The 16,701-nt window shown below is 57.7% G+C and carries 15 protein-coding genes; 8 read left to right on the top strand and 7 right to left on the bottom strand.

Annotation, left to right across the window (positions count from 1 at the left end; genetic code table 11):
• Positions 1–11 precede the first annotated feature (11 nt).
• Positions 12–503 carry a D-glycero-beta-D-manno-heptose 1-phosphate adenylyltransferase gene (gene rfaE2 / locus KGFNPO_RS13430; RefSeq protein ID WP_472631750.1) on the bottom strand — a complete coding sequence of 164 codons (492 nt, stop codon included), beginning with the start codon at positions 501–503 and terminating at the stop codon, positions 12–14.
• 110 nt (positions 504–613) lie between these two features.
• Positions 614–1,465 (bottom strand): ferritin family protein, encoded by an 852-nt coding sequence (locus tag KGFNPO_RS13435; RefSeq protein ID WP_472631751.1) that lies wholly within the window; start codon positions 1,463–1,465, stop codon positions 614–616.
• A gap of 300 nt (positions 1,466–1,765) precedes the next feature.
• Here KGFNPO_RS13435 and KGFNPO_RS13440 point away from each other — a divergent pair, with 300 nt between their 5' ends.
• Positions 1,766–3,889, top strand: a complete 2,124-nt coding sequence (locus KGFNPO_RS13440) for a methyl-accepting chemotaxis protein (RefSeq protein ID WP_472631752.1) — start codon at positions 1,766–1,768, stop codon at positions 3,887–3,889.
• Positions 3,890–4,068: 179 nt separating this feature from the next.
• Here the strand turns inward: KGFNPO_RS13440 and KGFNPO_RS13445 are convergent, their stop codons facing one another.
• The 3 genes from KGFNPO_RS13445 to KGFNPO_RS13455 form a co-directional block, all read right to left on the bottom strand.
• Complete coding sequence (locus KGFNPO_RS13445; RefSeq protein WP_472631753.1) at positions 4,069–4,797, bottom strand: ZIP family metal transporter; 729 nt, start codon at positions 4,795–4,797, stop codon at positions 4,069–4,071.
• Between the two features lie 169 nt (positions 4,798–4,966).
• Positions 4,967–5,863 carry a dienelactone hydrolase family protein gene (locus tag KGFNPO_RS13450; protein ID WP_472631754.1) on the bottom strand — a complete coding sequence of 299 codons (897 nt, stop codon included), beginning with the start codon at positions 5,861–5,863 and terminating at the stop codon, positions 4,967–4,969.
• Positions 5,864–5,899: 36 nt separating this feature from the next.
• Positions 5,900–6,094, bottom strand: coding sequence for a hypothetical protein (locus tag KGFNPO_RS13455; protein ID WP_472631755.1), 195 nt, complete (start codon positions 6,092–6,094; stop codon positions 5,900–5,902).
• Between KGFNPO_RS13455 and phbB the strand changes: the two genes are divergently transcribed.
• Positions 6,093–6,836: an acetoacetyl-CoA reductase gene (gene phbB / locus KGFNPO_RS13460; RefSeq protein WP_472631756.1), complete on the top strand. Its 744-nt coding sequence runs from the start codon at positions 6,093–6,095 to the stop codon at positions 6,834–6,836. The genes KGFNPO_RS13455 and phbB overlap by 2 nt on opposite strands.
• Here phbB and KGFNPO_RS13465 read toward each other — a convergent pair.
• Complete coding sequence (locus KGFNPO_RS13465; RefSeq protein WP_472631757.1) at positions 6,833–7,720, bottom strand: DMT family transporter; 888 nt, start codon at positions 7,718–7,720, stop codon at positions 6,833–6,835. The two genes, phbB and KGFNPO_RS13465, sit on opposite strands and share 4 nt — an antisense overlap.
• Before the next feature lie 214 nt (positions 7,721–7,934).
• Positions 7,935–10,676, bottom strand: coding sequence for a DNA polymerase I (polA, locus tag KGFNPO_RS13470; protein WP_472631758.1), 2,742 nt, complete (start codon positions 10,674–10,676; stop codon positions 7,935–7,937).
• Here polA and KGFNPO_RS13475 point away from each other — a divergent pair, their 5' ends adjacent.
• The 6 genes from KGFNPO_RS13475 to glyQ all read left to right on the top strand — a co-directional run bounded on the left by KGFNPO_RS13475 (position 10,677) and on the right by glyQ (position 16,621).
• Positions 10,677–11,414 (top strand): LOG family protein, encoded by a 738-nt coding sequence (locus KGFNPO_RS13475; RefSeq protein ID WP_472634481.1) that lies wholly within the window; start codon positions 10,677–10,679, stop codon positions 11,412–11,414.
• A 101-nt stretch (positions 11,415–11,515) separates the two neighbouring features.
• Positions 11,516–11,986 carry a DUF2782 domain-containing protein gene (locus KGFNPO_RS13480; RefSeq protein WP_472631759.1) on the top strand — a complete coding sequence of 157 codons (471 nt, stop codon included), beginning with the start codon at positions 11,516–11,518 and terminating at the stop codon, positions 11,984–11,986.
• A 129-nt stretch (positions 11,987–12,115) separates the two neighbouring features.
• A complete protein-coding gene (locus KGFNPO_RS13485; protein WP_472631760.1) occupies positions 12,116–13,072 on the top strand; it encodes a homoserine kinase in 957 nt (318 codons plus the stop codon).
• A gap of 2 nt (positions 13,073–13,074) precedes the next feature.
• Positions 13,075–13,848 (top strand): BPSS1780 family membrane protein, encoded by a 774-nt coding sequence (locus KGFNPO_RS13490; protein WP_472631761.1) that lies wholly within the window; start codon positions 13,075–13,077, stop codon positions 13,846–13,848.
• Positions 13,849–14,099: 251 nt separating this feature from the next.
• Positions 14,100–15,602 carry an apolipoprotein N-acyltransferase gene (gene lnt, locus KGFNPO_RS13495; protein ID WP_472634482.1) on the top strand — a complete coding sequence of 501 codons (1,503 nt, stop codon included), beginning with the start codon at positions 14,100–14,102 and terminating at the stop codon, positions 15,600–15,602.
• Between the two features lie 107 nt (positions 15,603–15,709).
• Positions 15,710–16,621: a glycine--tRNA ligase subunit alpha gene (gene glyQ / locus KGFNPO_RS13500; protein ID WP_472613464.1), complete on the top strand. Its 912-nt coding sequence runs from the start codon at positions 15,710–15,712 to the stop codon at positions 16,619–16,621.
• The last annotated feature ends 80 nt before the right edge of the window (positions 16,622–16,701 follow it).

Genomic DNA, 16,701 nt, shown 5'->3' on the forward strand with positions numbered 1-16,701 from the left:
TTACAGCCCCCTCAATTACCCGAGCGCACTTTTTGCAGCAACTGGGTAGTCGAGCGGTCGTGTGCGAAATCGATTGCCACTGCCTGCCCGCCGTACGCCAGCACCGCCTGTCCTTCCGGAATTGCCGTCATATCGTAATCGCCGCCCTTGGCGTAAATCGCCGGACGCGCCTGCTGCACCACTTCCAGCGCAGTATCTTCATCGAACGGCACCACCAGACTGACCGATTCCAGCGCCGCCAATACGGCCATCCGGTCGGCGCAGGAGTTCAGCGGGCGCTCGTCGCCCTTGCCCAAACGCTTGACCGAGGCATCGGTATTCACCGCCACCACCAGCGACGCTCCCAGCGCGCGCGCCTGCGCCAGATACGTCACATGGCCGCGATGCAGCAGGTCGAACACGCCGTTGGTCAAGACCACCGGTTGCGGCAATGCCGCAACGCGACCCTGGAGTTCGGTGCGCGGGCAGAGCTTGGCTTCAAAGAATGGCGAAGTAGTAGGCATCAGAGTTGCGACAGAAGTCCGGTTAATTATTAATTATGTGGAGTATGGCAGTAAACATGCTTATTGCCGCTTGTATTTAGAGCCACATTAAAAATACTCTAGCAACACATTCAGGCAACTTCTACCGTAGCAGCCAGCCGCGCTGCAATTTCTTTACGGTAATGATTCAAATCCTGCACCGAGTCGAAACTGCGTTCCAGCAGCAGCGACAGATTATGCAGGATGCGCTCGACCACCTTTTTTTCCCAGGCGCCATCGAACTTGATCTGATCGTCCAGCCAGTGCTCCAGCCAGCCCGGGTCGGGTACTCGCGATTGCACGGTATCGTTCGGAAACAGCGCATGGTTGACGTGCAGATTGGTCGGGTGCAACGGCTTCTCGGTGCGGCGGGCCGACGCCATCAGCACGCCGATCCGGGCGAAAGCGCCGCGCGCCTTGTCGCCGTTGGCCAGCAAGGCCTTCTTCATGTAGCGCAAATAAGCGCCGCCGTGGCGCGCTTCGTCCTGGCTAATCAACTTGTAAATCTGCTTGATGACCGGCTCGTTATGCCAGTCGGCGGCGCAGCGATACCAGTGATTGAGGCGGATTTCGCCGCAAAAATGCATGGTCAGTGTTTCCAGCGCCGGTGCCGGGTCAAACTCGAAGCGCACCTTGTCCAGCTCGTCTTCTGTCGGCAAGTACTCGGGACGGAAGCGGCGCAGATATTCCATCATGGCCAGCGAATGCTTTTGCTCTTCGAAGAACCAGATCGACATGAACGCGCAAAAATCGCTGTCATCGCGGTTATCGCGCAAAAACATCTCGGTGGCCGGCAGCGCCGACCATTCGGTAATCGCGTTCATCTTGATGGTTTGCGCCTGCTCGTCGGTGAGCAGGCTGGCGTCGAAGCTGTCCCACGGAATATCCGTCTCCATGTTCCAGCGCACTTGTTCGAGCGATTTAAACAGTTCCGGATACAACATACATGCCTTCAGACTTGTGAGTTTATCGGCTGATTTTAGCAGAGATGCCCTTTTGCTTTTAGGCCCGTCCGAATTCGGCGCGCATGCAGCCGAGGTATCCGGCAGCGTCGATGGCAGCAGAAATATTTGTCAAAATAGCCACATTTAACAAACATTACCTGCGTTATTAAAATATACGATTATTAATTGATATAAACGATATATATAAAAAATCTAAAAGTTGCTTTCAATAACTAAATTTTGGAGTAATTTACCAGTTAAAATTTAGCGGGACAATTTCACACTATTTGCGGATCAATCATGCATACAATAATCAGCAACATTCGCAACTGGGGCATCGGGACTAAACTCGCGCTCGCAATATTAATGCTGGTCGGCAGCCTGTACACCTGTTTTACGCTCGCGATCGGCTACTCGAACAAGCAGTTAATGGAATCCCAGACGACGGCAGCGCTCAAGACGCAAGCCAGGATGGTGGTCGACATGATTGACGTTCTCGATAGCACGACCCGCAATGAAGTCGGCCGCTCCGCAAAATTATTGAAAAATTATTTCTACGGCGAATTTGCGGTCGATACAACCGCCATGGTCGATGTCGGCGGCACCCAAACCCCCACCCTGAAGAATGGCGACACCCCGCTCAATCTCAATTTTTCGGTAGTGGACAACTTTCTCAGCCAGACCGGCGCCACGGCAACGATTTTCGTCAAGTCGGCAGAGGATTTCATACAGGTATCGACTTCGGTCAAAAAAGAGGATGGACAGCGCGCAGTGGGCACGCTGCTCGATCGCAACTATCCCGGCTATAAGCTGTTGATCGCGGGCCAATCATATAGCGGGCCGGCGACGCTGTTCGGCCGCCAATTCATGACCCAGTACGACCCAATCAAGGATGCCAGCGGCAAGGTAATCGGCATCCTGTATGTCGGCGTGGACATCACCGATGGTCTCAATGCGCTGAAAAACAAGATCAAAACCGTCAAAATAGGCCAGACCGGTTATTTCTACGTACTGAACGCGAAGGAAGGTCCGGACTACGGCAAACTGACCATCCATCCAACGTTGGAAGGAAAGAACATGCTGGAGGCGAAAGACGCCAACGGCATCAGCTTCGTCAAGGAAATAGCGATCAAGAAGCAAGGCACCATCACTTATCCGTGGAAGAACAAGGGCGAGTCGACAGCGCGCGAAAAAATTGCCATATACGACCACATCAAGGGCTGGGACTGGGTAGTAGTCGGCGGCGTATATACGGATGAGATTACCAACGCAGCAACATCGCTGCGCAACACTTACGCCATCATCGGCACCATCCTCAACCTGTTTCTGGTGAGCCTTTTGTATCTGGTGATACGCCAGATGGTCAGTCGTCCGCTCGGTGCTGCGACGCGAGCCGCACAGCAAATTGCCGCGGGCGACCTGACTACCGCGATCAAAAGCAGTGGGCGCGACGAACTCGGCCAACTCGCAGCGGCCATGAACGGCATCAGCCAGGGTTTGGCCCGCGTAGTCGGCAATGTCCGGGTTGGCACCGACACCATCGCCGTCGCCTCGCGCGAAATCGCTTCCGGCAATGCCGACTTGTCCTCGCGTACCGAATCCCAGGCCAGTTCGCTGGAAGAAACCGCCAGCTCGATGGAACAACTGACCGGCACCGTGCGTCAAAATGCCGACAATGCGCGCCAAGCCAACCAACTGGCCGCCACCGCCTCCACAGTGGCAGTCAAAGGCGGCCAGGTGGTGTCGCAAGTGGTCGACACCATGGGCTCGATCAAGGCCAGCTCGCGCAAGATCGCCGACATCATCAGCGTCATCGACGGCATCTCGTTCCAGACCAATATCCTGGCGCTGAATGCGGCGGTCGAAGCAGCCCGCGCCGGCGAACAAGGGCGCGGCTTTGCGGTGGTCGCCACCGAAGTGCGCAACCTGGCGCAGCGCAGCGCCAGTGCCGCGAAGGAAATCAAGACCCTGATCGACGATTCGGTACGACAAGTCGATCAGGGCAGCAAACTGGTGGACGACGCCGGCCACACCATGAATGAAATCGTCAGCTCGGTCAAACGGGTGGCCGACATCATGAGCGAGATTACCGCCGCCAGCCAGGAGCAAAGCGACGGCATCGAACAGGTCAACCAAGCCATCGGCCAGATGGATGAAATGACGCAACAGAATGCGGCGCTGGTGGAACAGGCGGCGGCAGCTGCCGAAAGCCTGCAGGATCAGGCTGCGTCGCTGGCGCAGGCGGTCAGCGTTTTCAAGCTGGGCAGCGAAACTTCGGCGGTGCTGGTGCAGCGTGCGCCTGCGGCAAAAATTCCGGCGCCTGCCAAAACCGTCTCAAAGCAAAAAGCCATCACGGCTACAGCCGCGCCAAAATCTGGAAAAAATCCGGCTGGCGCGAACAGTGACGAGTGGGAAGAGTTCTAAACCAGAGCACGAGCAGGACCGCCGTTACATGTGAGAAAGGGAGCCTTCGGCTCCCTTTCTGATTTTGCTCTCAAAAACTACGCTATCAAGCTTTGAATTCTAATAATACAACGTGCCGTATTATTAAAATCCTAATGATTATATGCGGCAATATACCTATTTCTCAGCATACTCCCATATTAATTGGTATGTCCGGTGAGATACAAGACCGTCACCACGCCCAATCCAATCAATGCGATCTGCGGCACGGTTTCGCGCAGGGTGGCGCGGCGCTGCATTTGCGGCATCAGGTCGGACACCGCGATATAGATGAAGCCGGACGAGGCCAGCACCAGCACATAGGGAATGGCGCCGGTGGCAGACTCCAGCATGAAATAGCCGAGCAAGCCGCCCAGCACCGCCAGCAGACTGCTAATCAAGTTGTAGGTAAAGGCGCGCGCGCGGCTGAAGCCGGCATTGAGCAGCACGATGAAGTCGCCGATTTCCTGTGGAATTTCGTGCGCGATGATGGCCAGGCCAGTGACGATGCCAAGCTTGGGATCGGCCAGAAATGCGGCGGCGATCAGGATGCCGTCGGTGAAATTGTGCAAGCCGTCACCGATCAGAATCATCAGACCTGACTTGCCGGCTTCGCGCATATCGTGACCGTGTGCATGCGCGTGGCCGTCGCCTTCATGGTGGTGCGAGTGGCGCAGAATGGCGAATTTTTCCAGCAGGAAAAACCCCATCAAGCCGCCGAACAGCGTGGCGAACAGAGTATGCGTATCGGCTTGCGACTCGAACGCTTCCGGCAGCGCGTGCAACAGGGAAGTCGACAACAGGATGCCGACCGAAAAGCTGACCATCCTATCCACCAGCGTCGATAACAGGCTAAACGAAAAAATCGCTGCAGCAACAATGCTGCCCACGCCTGCTATCGTTGTTGCGAGCAGGATGGATATAAGGGTGGAGTTAATTTTAAGCCTCAGATTTGCAACTGGGTTGCAATTAAAACACGGACAAGGGTTACCTGTAAACAAGCAGCTAATTCAAGCGGTTGATTCAGCAGTTAAGTTTATGGTGGCAGGTGCAGCCGATTTACGCTACGCCGTTCGCCTTGAACCAGGCCAGACAGCGCTGCCAGCCGTCCTTGGCATCGACTTCGACATAACTAGGCCGATAGTCGGCATAAAAAGCATGGCCGGAGTCCGGATACACCACGAATTCGGAATGGCTGCTGCCCTTGGCCAGCGCCGCTTGCATTTGTTCGATGGTATCTTGCCCGATCCCGCCATCCTTGCCGCCATACAGGCCAAGCACCGGCGCCTTCAGGCTGGCGGCGATATCGATCGGCTGCCGGGGCGTCAGTGCGAGATCATTGCCGCTAGTGCTGGCCACCAGTCGGCCATACCACGCCACGCCGGCTTTGACGTCCGGATTGTGCGCCGCGTACAGCCAGGCGATGCGTCCGCCCCAGCAAAATCCGTTAACGCCGAGCTTGTCGGCATTGCCGCCATGCTTGCGAGCCCAGGCGGCACAGGCATCCAGATCGCCCATCACTTGGGCATCCGGCACCTTATTGATCACTTTTTCGATCAATTCGCCCAGCGCCGGGTAAGCGCGCGGATCACCCTGGCGCACGAACAATTCGGGCGCCAGCGCCAGATAGCCCTGCTTGGCAAAGCGGCGCGCGACATCGGCAATATGCTCGTGCACGCCGAAAATCTCGGACACCACCAATATCACCGGTAAATCGGTCTTGCCGGCCGGCTGGGCCCGATACACCGGCACGCTCCGTCCATTCACATCAATGGTGATCTGGTCTGCAGTCAAACCGATACTATCGGTCTTGATCACGGTCTGCGCCATCACCGGCAGCACCGCGGCCGCAAAGCCGGCACCCAAAGTGGTTTTCAGGAAATCGCGCCGGCCAAGTGGCTCCGACAGGGGCGTCCTGCTCACCAGGCTATCGAAATCTTGTTTCATGTATGGCATTTTTATGCTCCAAAAGACAGTGGCAATCGGAATAATTCAGGAACAGTGCATATCATATCCATAACTGGGCTGAAGCATCGGCGACAGCAACAGCGCCAACTGGTGCTGTTGCACTGTAGTGGCTTGATCGCTATCAAGCCTGATTTGCGCTGCAATCCATAAACTAAACATCATCACAGCGATGCTGATAGGCATCAGGAAAATTTGCACAACCAACGGGGAAAACAGCATGACCAAAAGAATTGCAGTAGTAACAGGCGGCACCGGCGGCATCGGCACCGCAGCCTGCCGCGCTTTGTGCCAACAGGGGCGACACGTGGTTGCAACTTACTTTAACGGCGACCAGGAAAACGCAGCCGCCTGGCAACGGAGCATGCAGCAGCAATCATTCGAAGTTGCCGTGTATCCGGTCGATATCAGCGACTTCGCTTCCTGCCAGCAGTTGATCGAGCGCATTAGCTCGGACATCGGTGCGGTCGATATCCTGATCAACAATGCTGGCATTACGCGCGATGGCACGCTCAAGAAAATGTCGGTGGAAAACTGGCTGGCGGTGATCAACACCGATCTCAACGGCGTCTTCAACATGACGCGCCAAGTGTTCGACGGCATGCTGACGCGCGGCTGGGGACGAGTGGTGAATATTTCGTCGGTGAACGGTCAAAAAGGGCAATTCGGCCAGGCCAATTACAGCGCCGCCAAAGCCGGCGTGCATGGCTTCGCGATGGCGGTGGCACAGGAAGGCGCGCGCAAGGGTGTCACCGTCAACACCATTTCACCGGGCTACATCGGCACCGAAATGACGCTGGCGGTAGCCGAAGAAATGCGTCAGCAAATCATCGCGCAAATCCCGGTCGGCCACATGGGTACGCCGGATGACATCGGCCGCACGGTAGCGTTCCTCTGCGATGACGCGGCCGGGTTCATCACCGGAGCCGATTTTTCGATCAATGGCGGGCTGCATATGGGTTAAGCCGAGGTGGTGATCGGGCGTCCCAGCCGGATCACGCCATTGGCCAAGGCGGTGCCGCACAATACCAGCGCACCGCCGAACAGCTTGCTCCAGCCGACCGTCTCACCCAGAAACAACGCGCCCCACAATACGCCGAATACCGGAATCAGGAAGGTTACCGACAGCGCGCGCATCGGCCCGACATCCTTGATCAGCCTGAAAAAAATCAGATAAGCGGCACCGGTACAGACGATCGCCAATGCGCTCACCGCCAGCCAGTCGGCGCTCTCAGGTCTTTGCTGGACCGGCAGCAACAGTGCGAATGGCAACACCAGAATTGCGGCCGCCCACATGCTGCCGTGTGCATTGTCGGTTGGATCAATGGCGAGCGGCGACTGCTTGGTGTAGGCACTGGCTAGCCCGTAACAAAACGGCGCTGCCAGACCGGCCGCAGTCGCCAGCCACCAGCCATCGCCATCCACCATCGGACTGCCCGCCACCAACGTCGCCACCCCGAGCACGCCCAGCACCAGCCCCAGCGCAGCCGAAAGGCCCACCGGTTGGCGCAGCCAGAGCGCGACAATGATGGCGCCGAAAATGGGTGCGGAAGAATTCAAAATCGACAGCAGCGACGCGCTCAAAGTCTGCGCTGCATACGCGAACAACAGAAACGGCAGCGCCGAATTGAGCAGGCCGATGATCAGGAAATGCCGCCAGTGTTGCAGCAAATGGGTCTGCCGTCCGAGCATGCGGCACATCAGCCACAGGAAGATCGCAGCCAAACCAACCCGCAACTCGATCAACACGCCCGGCCCGAACACCGGTGCGCCGATGCGCATGAACAAGAAAGAGCCGCCCCAGATGGCGGCCAGCGCGATTAAGCGAAAAATACTTGCGACATCCATGTGCGCCTTTGTTGATTAGGAATTACGCAATAACTAGTGCGGATCTCTGTGCCTGCTGCCCGGTGCAGGCACAGAGGTCTGCGCTACTAAAGCATCGTAGGTCGGGTTAGCGATAGCGTAACCCGACATCCTCAGCTGTAAATGTCGGGTTACGCGATGAAGCCGCTAACCCGACCTACAAAACTTGCGATTTCATACGGTCAATCACACGCTATCAATGCGCTTCATCCCAGTTGTTGCCGACGCCAACTTCGGCAATCAGCGGCACTTTCAGCTTAGCCACGCCGGCCATGATCGCGGGCAATTTATCGCGCACGGTAGCCAGTTCAGCTTGCGGCACTTCCAGCACCAGTTCATCGTGCACCTGCATGATCATTATCGATTGCATCCGGCTCTGTTCCAGCCAGTCCTGCACTGCCACCATCGCCAGCTTGATCAGGTCAGCGGCAGTGCCCTGCATCGGCGCATTGATCGCGGCTCGTTCGGCGCCCTGGCGGCGCGGACCATTCGGGGAGTTGATCTCTGGCAGCCACAAACGGCGGCCAAACACGGTTTCGACATAGCCGCGCGACTTGGCTTCCAGCTTGGTGTCGTCCATGAAGCGCTTGACGCCGGAAAAGCGGGCAAAATATTTATCAATATATTGTTGCGCGGCAGCGCGCTCGATGCCGAGATTGCCGGCCAGGCCGAACGCGCTCATGCCGTAAATCAGGCCGAAGTTGATGACCTTGGCGTAACGGCGCTGCTGGCTCGATACTTCCAGCGGCGTAACACCGAAAATCTCGGCGGCGGTGGCGCGGTGAATGTCTTCGCCAGCGGCAAAGGCGCGCAGCATGTTGGTGTCGCCGGAGATATGCGCCATGATCCGCAACTCGATCTGCGAATAATCGGCCGATACGATCACGCTGCCCTTTGGTGCGATGAAGGCTTCGCGGATGCGCCGCCCTTCGACGCTGCGAATCGGAATGTTTTGCAGATTCGGGTCGTTTGACGCCAGCCGGCCAGTCACCGCCACCGCTTGCGCATAATTGGTATGCACGCGCCCGGTCTGCGGGTTGACCATCTTCGGCAGCTTGTCGGTGTAAGTCGATTTCAACTTCGCCAGGCCGCGGTATTCAAGCAACACTTTAGGCAGCGGATAATCCTCGGCCAATTTTTGCAGCACTGCTTCATCGGTTGAGGGCGCGCCGGATGGGGTTTTCTTGAGCGCCGGCAATTTCAATTTATCGAAGAAGATTTCACCCAGCTGCTTCGGCGAATTCAGGTTGAACGGCTGACCGGCCAATTCGTAAGCGTTCTGTTCCAGTTCCAGCATCCGCTTGCCGAGTTGGTTCGATTGCTGGCCCAGCAGTTCGGCATCGATCAGCACGCCGTTGCGTTCGATCTTTTGCAGCGTGACTGCGGTCGGCAATTCGATTTTTTCGTAAATGAAGGTCAGGCCAGCATCGGCTTCGACTTCCGGCCACATCGCCTGATGCAGTTGCAGCGTGATGTCGGCGTCTTCGGCCGCGTATTCGGTGGCAACGCTAATCTCGACCTGGTCAAAACAGATTTGGGATGCGCCCTTGCCGCAGACGTCGGCGAAGCTGATGGTCTTGTGGTTCAGGTGGCGCAGCGCCAGACTGTCCATGTTGTGGGCCTTGTGCGACTCGAACACATACGACTGCAGCAGCGTGTCGTGACGGATGCCGCGCAGCATCACGCCGTGATTGGCAAATACATGACTGTCGTATTTCAGGTTCTGGCCGACTTTGTTCTGGCCGGCATCTTCCAGCCACGGTTTCAGTCGGGACAGCACGAATTCGGTTGACAATTGCTGCGGTGCATCCTGATAACTGTGCGCCAGCGGAATGTAGGCGGCGCACCCGGCCACGCAACATAGCGAGATGCCGACCAGACGCGCCTGCATCGGCTCCAGCGAAGTGGTTTCGGTATCGAGCGAAGTCAGCGTCGCAGCCGAAATCGTCGCCAGCCAGCGCTCCAGGTCGGCTTCAGTGAGCACGGTTTCGTATTGTTTTTCGACTGCCGCCGGTGCCGAGGCGGTAACGACATTCGGCCCGGTTGGCGTGGCGCTCTGGCCGACCTGATCGGTCAGCTGACTGCTCAACTCGCGCAGCCAGCTCTTGAAGCCGTAGCGGGAAAACAAGGCCAGCATCGCTTCCCGGTCTTCGGGTAATTGTTGCAGCGATTCGGAAATGTTCTTCATTTGCGCCGACAGATCGCAATCGGTCTTGACAGTTACCAACACCTTGGCCTGCGGCAGCCATTCCAGCGCAGTGCGCAGATTTTCGCCAACCACGCCCTTGATATTGGCGGCGTTTTGCATCACGCCTTCCAGCGAATCGTATTCGGCCAGCCATTTAAGTGCGGTTTTCGGCCCCACTTTGGATACGCCCGGCACGTTGTCGACGGTGTCGCCGATCAGGCTCAGGTAATCGACGATGCGCTCCGGCGGCACGCCGAACTTGGCGACTACGCCGGCATGGTCGAGTTTTTCGTTGCTCATGGTATTAATCAGCATCACATGGTCGTTGACCAGTTGCGCCAGATCCTTGTCGCCGGTCGAGATCACGGTATCCATGCCGTGCTTTACCGCCTCCACCGCCAGCGTGCCGATCACGTCGTCGGCCTCGATGCCTTCTATCATCAGGATCGGCCAGCCCATGGCCCGTGTTGCTGCATGGATCGGCGCGATCTGGCGCACCAGATCTTCCGGCATCGCTGCGCGCTGCGCCTTGTACTGCGGATACAGGTCGTCGCGGAAGGTCTTGCCTTTGGCGTCGAAGACACAGGCCATGTATGCTGCGGGATAATCGTGGCGCAAGCGGCGCAGCATGTTGATCATGCCGTACATGGCGCCGGTCGGCGCCCCTTCGGCGTTGCGCAAATCGGGCAAGGCATGAAAGGCGCGATACAGATAACTGGAACCGTCGACTAATAACAGGGTTTTATGCATATGGAAGAAATTGGGAAAAGGGTGCTGCGCTTGCGGCAGGTGACGGACAAGGAACGCGCCACCTCGCAAAAAGCGCGCGAATCGTGGCATATGTTCACGATTATGGCAGAGTTTATTGAGTCCACCGAACGGCTTTCCGAGCTACGGCCGGCGGTTTCGATCTTCGGCTCCGCCCGGCTCACGCCGGAAAACCCGTACTACATCAAGTGCGTCGATGTCGCCCGGCGCTTGTCGGATGCCGGCTTTGCGGTGATTTCGGGCGGCGGCCCAGGCATCATGGAAGCCGCCAACAAGGGCGCGTTCGAGGGTAAATCGCCGTCCGTCGGCCTGAATATCGAGCTGCCGCACGAGCAAACCCGTAATGCGTGGCAAAACATCTCGATCAGTTTCCGGCATTTTTTTGCGCGCAAGGTGGCTTTCGTCAAGTATGCCGATGCCTATGTAGTGTTTCCCGGCGGCTTTGGCACACTGGACGAACTGAGTGAAGCGCTGACCCTGATCCAGACCGGAAAATCACGCCCGATGCCGATCATCCTGGTCGGCACCACGTACTGGCGCGGCTTGCTGGGCTGGTTGCGCGAGACCATGCTGACTGCCGGCGTAATCAATGAAACAGACCTCGACCTGATCCATCTGATCGATGAACCGTCCAATATCGTCGACGCCATCTTTGCTTTCTATGAAGCGCGCGATATTGAACTGTCGGAAGAAGAGCGACAAAAAATGCTGTATTTGTAATCCATTCTTGAGCGCGACAGACTCTGTTTGCTACAATCGGCGACACTGCTATCTTTACTAGAACATTTCCCGTTCATTTCACGCCAACCGGCCTTATTATCATGCGACTATCAAAAGTCTGGATCACCGTCGGATGCGGCATTGCCGCCTGCGCAATGCCTTTACTGGTGAGCGCGCAACAGCCAGCACAACAGCCGCCCGTGATGGAAAAACTGGAGGAAGGCGAGCCGCCTGCGATTTCCATCACCCCGCCGGGTACGGAAAAGAAAATCACCGAAAAACGCCAGCAAGGCAAAGTCACAGAAGTCGAGGTCAAAAGCGGCAACAGCACCTATTACCTGAAACCGGTCGATCCAGCCGGCAGCGCCCTGCGCGGCGACGGCCAAAGCAAGGAGATGCGCGCGGCGCAATGGCCGGTGATTGAGTTCGATATGGGCCTCAAGAAAAAGAAAGCGGCTGAAGCAGCGGCTGCTGCGGCAGCGGCAGCGGCGGCTGAAGCCAAAAATGCAGGAACCACTGCGCCGGCCGCCAAAGCGCCGCCCGCAGTGAAACCTGCCGCACCAGCAAAATGACGCGCACAGGAGTCTGTCGGACTTAGGAAGAATCGGCTGCAAAACATCCTAAGTCCGGCAGGCTGCTGCCGCGTCATTTCATTTGTATCCGATTGATCCCGTCTTTTACCTTATCTTCATTTCATTCCCATGGCAGTATTTACCCCGGTCACACTGGATGACCTCTCCGACTGGATTAAGCAATTCCCACTCGGCCGAGCGCTTGCAATCGAAGGCATTTCATCCGGTATCGAAAACAGCAATTTTTTCCTCACCACAGAAGCAGGCGAATTCGTCCTCACCATTTTTGAGCAACTCAGCTTCGAACAGTTGCCGTTTTACCTGCAACTGATGCGACACCTGGCGCAGCACGGCATGCCGGTGCCGGAGCCGATTGCCAATCGGCAGGGCGAAATCCTGCACCGCCTGCACGGCAAACCGGCCTCGATCGTGACCAAGCTCGCTGGCAGCTGCCAACTGGCGCCGCAAGCGGTGCATTGCACCGAAGTTGGCAGAGCCATGGCAAAAATGCATCTGGCGGCGCAGGATTTTCCGCTGACGCAGCCGAATCTGCGCGGCCTGGATTGGTGGAATGCCACCACGCCGGCGGTCTTGCCCTTTCTGTCAGACGATAACGCCCACCTGCTGCGCGCGGAGATGCATTTTCAGTCGGCCTTCGCTGCTTCTGCCGCTTATTCGCAATTACCGCACGGGGCTATCCACGCCGACCTGTTTTGCAACAATGCGATGTTCGTCGGCGACACTCTGAGCGGCATCTTTGACTTTTACTTCGCCGGCTGCGAGCGCTGGCTGTTCGACGTTGCGGTGACGGTCAACGACTGGTGCATCGACCCGGAAACCGGAGTGCTCGATGCGGCCCGGGTGCGCGCGCTGCTGGACGCCTATCATGCGGTGCGCCCGTTTACTGCCGCCGAGCAGCTTGCCTGGCAACCGATGTTGCGGGCCGGCGCGCTGCGTTTCTGGCTGTCGCGCCTGTACGACACCCATCTGCCGCGCGCTGCAGAAATGCTGACGCCGCATGACCCGACGCATTTCGAGCGGATCTTGCGCCTGCGCATCGCCCATCCCGCACCGGCATTGTATTGATTATGGAAAAACTCCCCGCCGCAACCGGCCTGCAATGGATCAAACAGGGCTTCGCGTTGTTCCGCAAGCAACCGGCAGAAATGTCGATGCTGTTCCTGGCGTATATGTTCTTGATGCTGGCAATCGGCATCATCCCGTTTGTCGGTCAGGTGCTGCCGCTGATGCTGGTGCCGGCATTTTCGCTCGCGTTCCTGCAGGCTTGTGTGAATATCGAACACGACAAGCGCATCACGCCTGGCTTGCTGCTGACCGGATTTCGCTCGCCGGCAGTCGCAAACCTGCTGATACTGGGTGCCTTGTACCTGCTCGCTGCTGCCGCCGCTGCCGGCGCATCCAGCCTGATCGACGGCGGCGTATTCTGGAACGTCATTACCGGCCAGACCGCACTCGATCCGAAAACCGTACAAAACTCCGACATGGCGTCTGGAATGCTGCTTTCCGCGCTGCTGTATGTGCCGGTTTCGATGGCATTCTGGTATGCGGCGCCGCTGGTGGCGTGGCACAAGATGGGCGTCGTCAAGGCGCTGTTTTATAGTTTCTTCGCGGTCTTCCGCACCGGCAAACCGTTTCTGGTGTTTGGCCTGGCATGGGGCGTCATCGGCATCGTGTTCCCGACCATAGTTAGTCTGTTCGCCGTCCTCCTGCTGGGCAGCTCGGCCGTTGTCATGATGATCTTGCTGCCGCTGTCGGTGGTGTTGACCGTCATCATGTATTGCTCGTTCTACCCGGCTTACACCGATGTTTTCGGCACTACCGAAGTGCCGCCGGAAGCCTGAACCAGCCCCATAGAAATAAAAATATTGCTGGAGTATGCATTAAAATACATCACTTTCCGCAATGATTATATGCGGCAAGTAAAAATACATACGCTAGTATAAAAATCAGTAAAAATCCGGCAAATGCCCTATTGCAGCCGCAACAAACCTGCGTTGTGGGGCGATTTTCATTACGCAATTCTTCCCGCAACTCTTCCCGCAACTCTTTCATTACTCAAACCGGACCTCATCGCGTGCCACTCTATCGATCCATGTTGCTGGCACTGCTGGCAGGCGCACTAAACATACTGGCATTTGCGCCTTTCGGCCTGTGGCCGCTGCAAATCCTGTCGCTGGCTGCGGTGCTGCCGCTGGCGTTGCGCGCCAGCAATTGCAAACACGGCGCGCTGATCGGCTGGGCTTACGGTTTCGGCTGGACCGGGTGCGGGGTCTACTGGCTGTATATCAGCATGCACGATTTCGGCGGCATGGCAGCGCCAATCGCAGCGCTGGCAGTGATCCTGCTGGCGCTGTTTCTGGGCAGTTACGCGGCGCTGGCGTTCGGCCTCAGTGCATGGCTGCGGCAGCGCTGGCAAGCTGCGCCGACCTGCGTGGCGCTACTCATATTCCCGGCGCTATGGGCGCTGACCGAATGGCTGCGCGGCTGGATTTTCACCGGTCTGCCCTGGGTTTCGTCCGGTTATGCGCATACCGCCAGCCCGCTGGCTGGTTATGCACCGCTGATCGGCGTCTACGGACTGGCCTGGATTTCGGCCCTGATCGCCGGCTGCCTGACGCTGTTTTCGATCCGCACATTGGCGCTGGCACTGCTGCTGCTAGTAGCCGGGCTTGGCCTGAAAACGGTGCGCTGGACCAGCCCGGCCGGTCAGCCGATCACGGTCCGGCTACTGCAAGGCAATGTGGCGCAGGCAATGAAATTTGCGCCTGAACAAATCGACACAACGCTGGCGCTGTACCGGGACCTGATCAGCGCTGCGCCGGCCGACCTGATCGCCACACCGGAAACCGCAATCCCGCTGTTTGTACAGCAATTGCCGCCCGAATATCTGCCGCTTTTGTCCGATTTTGCCCAGCGCTCCGGTAGCCATCTGGCCATTGGGATACCGGTCAGCGACGGCCCGCAACGCTATGCCAACAGCGTGATCGGCATCGCGCCCGAGCGCAGCGCTGCCACCGTCACCACCTATCGCTACGACAAGCACCATCTGGTGCCATTCGGCGAATTCATCCCGACCGGCTTTCGCTGGTTCGTCGACCTGATGCACATTCCGCTGGGCGATTTCAGTTCCGGCCCGGTGGTGCAGGCGCCGTTCGCGGTCAAGGACCAATGGCTGCTGCCGAATATCTGCTACGAAGATTTGTTCGGCGAAGAAATCGCCGGCCAGCTGGCCGCCAACCACTTCGCCGGTGCGCCGGTGGCCACCATGCTGCTCAATGTCTCGAACATCGCCTGGTTCGGCGACACCATCGCGCTGCCGCAGCATTTGCAAATCTCGCAAATGCGCGCACTGGAAACCGGCCGTCCGATGCTGCGCGCCACCAATACCGGCACCACCGCCATCATCGACCCGCAAGGCCGCATCACCGCGCAACTGCAACCCTACCAACGCGGCACGTTGTCGGCCACGGTGCAAGGAATGCAGGGCATGACGCCTTATATTCTGGCCGGCAACGCAGCCATGCTGTTGCTGGCGGCGCTGGCGCTAGTCACGGGCTGGCTCACCAGCCGTAAAAACCGGCGCAATCGCGCATAAGCCGATTAAAACCCGTTAAAATTCATGGTTTGGCGGGCTTACCCGCTTATTATTCACCCCATTCACCCTGAGCGCGGCGCGACGCCGTGCGGCTAGAGAATCACAACATGCTTACATTCCAACAAATTATCCTCAAGCTGCAAGAATATTGGGACGCGCAAGGTTGCGCGCTGCTCCAACCCTACGATATGGAAGTCGGCGCCGGCACGTCGCACACCGCGACTTTCCTGCGCGCAATTGGCCCCGAGCCATGGCGCGCCGCCTATGTGCAACCGTCGCGCCGTCCCAAGGATGGCCGCTACGGCGAAAACCCGAACCGCATGCAGCATTACTACCAATATCAAGTGGTGATGAAACCGGCACCGGAAAATATCATCGACTTGTATCTCGGCTCACTCAAGGCGCTGGGACTGGATTTGCAGCAAAACGACGTGCGTTTTGTCGAGGACGATTGGGAAAACCCGACGCTGGGCGCTTGGGGCCTGGGCTGGGAAGTCTGGCTGAATGGCATGGAAGTAACCCAATTCACCTATTTCCAGCAAGTCGGCGGACTTGATTGCAAGCCGGTGCTGGGCGAAATCACTTACGGCATCGAACGGCTGGCGATGTATCTGCAAGGGGTGGAAAACGTCTACGACCTGGTCTGGACCGAATGGGAAGAGCACGGCATCACCAAGAAATTGACCTACGGCGACGTGTTCCATCAAAACGAAGTCGAGCAATCGACTTACAACTTCGAACACGCTAATACCGAATTCCTGTTCTCGCTGTTTTCCAGCTTCGAGGCCGAAGCCAAGCGTTTGCTGGAAGTGCCGCTGACGCTGCCGGCCTACGAAATGATTCTGAAAGCTGCGCACAGCTTCAACATGCTGGACGCACGCGGCGCGATTTCGGTCACCGAACGCGCCGCTTACATGGGCCGCATCCGCAACCTGTCGCGCGGCGTGGCGCAAGCGTATTACGACTCGCGCGAGAAGCTCGGCTTCCCGATGTGCGGCGATGGCCGCAAAGCGGCTTAGGCTATTTAGGCTGCCATAGAAACGTGGGCACGCTGTACGCCCACCCACCCACTCCTTCAATACGCGCTTCCCGGGCCAAC

The organism is Gelidimonas diazotrophica (genome assembly GCF_055694025.1).

Bases quoted from the DNA above. Each gene is read 5' to 3' on its own strand.
- glyQ (WP_472613464.1), top strand. From the start codon at position 15,710: ATGCTTACATTCCAACAAATTATCCTCAAGCTGCAAGAATATTGGGAC.
- KGFNPO_RS13475 (WP_472634481.1), top strand. From the start codon at position 10,677: ATGGAAGAAATTGGGAAAAGGGTGCTGCGCTTGCGGCAGGTGACGGAC.
- lnt (WP_472634482.1), top strand. From the start codon at position 14,100: ATGTTGCTGGCACTGCTGGCAGGCGCACTAAACATACTGGCATTTGCG.
- KGFNPO_RS13455 (WP_472631755.1), bottom strand. From the start codon at position 6,094: ATGCTGTTTTCCCCGTTGGTTGTGCAAATTTTCCTGATGCCTATCAGC.
- KGFNPO_RS13480 (WP_472631759.1), top strand. From the start codon at position 11,516: ATGCGACTATCAAAAGTCTGGATCACCGTCGGATGCGGCATTGCCGCC.
- polA (WP_472631758.1), bottom strand. From the start codon at position 10,676: ATGCATAAAACCCTGTTATTAGTCGACGGTTCCAGTTATCTGTATCGC.
- KGFNPO_RS13440 (WP_472631752.1), top strand. From the start codon at position 1,766: ATGCATACAATAATCAGCAACATTCGCAACTGGGGCATCGGGACTAAA.
- KGFNPO_RS13435 (WP_472631751.1), bottom strand. From the start codon at position 1,465: ATGTTGTATCCGGAACTGTTTAAATCGCTCGAACAAGTGCGCTGGAAC.
- KGFNPO_RS13465 (WP_472631757.1), bottom strand. From the start codon at position 7,720: ATGGATGTCGCAAGTATTTTTCGCTTAATCGCGCTGGCCGCCATCTGG.
- rfaE2 (WP_472631750.1), bottom strand. From the start codon at position 503: ATGCCTACTACTTCGCCATTCTTTGAAGCCAAGCTCTGCCCGCGCACC.
- KGFNPO_RS13450 (WP_472631754.1), bottom strand. From the start codon at position 5,863: ATGCCATACATGAAACAAGATTTCGATAGCCTGGTGAGCAGGACGCCC.
- KGFNPO_RS13490 (WP_472631761.1), top strand. From the start codon at position 13,075: ATGGAAAAACTCCCCGCCGCAACCGGCCTGCAATGGATCAAACAGGGC.
- phbB (WP_472631756.1), top strand. From the start codon at position 6,093: ATGACCAAAAGAATTGCAGTAGTAACAGGCGGCACCGGCGGCATCGGC.
- KGFNPO_RS13485 (WP_472631760.1), top strand. From the start codon at position 12,116: ATGGCAGTATTTACCCCGGTCACACTGGATGACCTCTCCGACTGGATT.